The organism is Mesorhizobium sp. M2C.T.Ca.TU.002.02.1.1 (assembly GCF_003997225.1).
Genome location: NZ_RZTO01001156.1, coordinates 1 through 1,435 on the forward strand (window position 1 = coordinate 1; position 1,435 = coordinate 1,435).

The window sequence follows — 1,435 nt, forward strand, 5'->3', positions numbered from 1 at the left end:
GGCGGCGCCTCGGGCGGAGCTGGCGGCGCCTCGGGTTCGGGATCGCTGGCCTGCACCGGCGGCGTCGGATCGACCGGCGGATTGTTGGCATCGCCATCGGTCGGCACCGGCACCGGCGGCAGATCCGACGGCGGCGGCGGCGGCTCGGTTTCCGGCGCCACGGGCTCCGGTTGCGACGCCGGCTCCAGCGCTCCAGGCGCGGCAGCCGGCGATGTCGGCGTGATCAGCGCGGAGCGCAGATACCAGTTCTCCGCGCTGCCGGCGCTGACGCCACCCTTGAACAGGTAGTATTCGAAGGCGCCGGCCGCGACCGGAGCGTCGAGCGCGAAGGCGTTGGCGCTCGACGTGGCGCCGTTGACTGCCTGCACGACCATGATGCCGTCCGCCGTCGTCTCGGCGCCGGCGCCGCCGACATTGACGACGGCGATGCCGGTAGAGCCGGAGGCGGTGCCGCCCGACAGCACGAGTCTGTCGGAGGCGGAAGAATCGTCGCCAAGCTCGGTCTGGATCAGCAGCAGGCCGCCAAGCCCGGTATAATTGCCATTGATGGTCAGCCGGTCGGTGGCGCCCGTATTGCCGTTGGTCAGATCGATGCGGCCGGCATTGAAGACCTCGGCCAGCTGCCCCGACGTGAAGGCCTGGATCGAGGCATTGAAGCCACCGCCATAGAGCGTGCTTGCCTGGTCGACGTTGATCTTGCCGGTGCCCGTGCCCGAGTCGCCCAGCACCAGGTTGCCGTCCAATGTCAATTGCGTGTCGTTGGTGGCGTCGATGGTTTCCCAGTTCTGGACCCTGGCGATGCCGTTCAGCTTGACGTTGTCGAAGGTGAGCGTGTCGGTACCGAGACCGCCGTTGAGCGTTTTGGTGCCGCCGAGATTGGCGTTGGTGAGGTTGGTGAGCTTGGCCGTGTCGTTGTCGGCGCCGAGATCGACATTGCCATAGATGATGCCGCCGCCGTCCCAGACGAAACTGTCGGAGCCGAAGCTCATCAGCACGTCGCCGCCGACCGTGCCGCCGGTGATCGTGACACTATCGTTGCCGCCGCTGACGCTGATGTTGCCGCCGATGGTGCCGCCGGAAAGGATGATGGTGTCCTTGTCGAAGCCGGTGACGAGGTTGCGGTCGATGATGCCACCCGACATGTTGAAGTAGTTCTGGTCGAGCTTCATGTTGACGCGGCCGATGCGGCCGCCGGTCATCACCGCATGGTCGCCGTCGTCGAAGAAATCGACGATGCGTCCGCCGCTCATGGTGAACGTGTCGAGGCCGTCGCCCTGGTTGAGCGAGCCGATCTGGCCGCCGCTCATGTTGAAATCGTCGATGCCCGCGCCCTGCTGGACGTTGCCGGCGACGGTGCCGGCGCCGATGATGAAGGAATCCGCGCCGTCGCCTTGGTCCACCGTGCCGGTGATGGTGCCGGATTGCATGTCGATAC

The 1,435-nt window shown here is 66.6% G+C and carries 1 pseudogene; it reads right to left on the minus strand.

Annotated features, from left to right (window positions below):
* Window positions 1–1,435, minus strand: a pseudogene (locus EOD07_RS34270) (autotransporter outer membrane beta-barrel domain-containing protein); the annotation flags it as partial.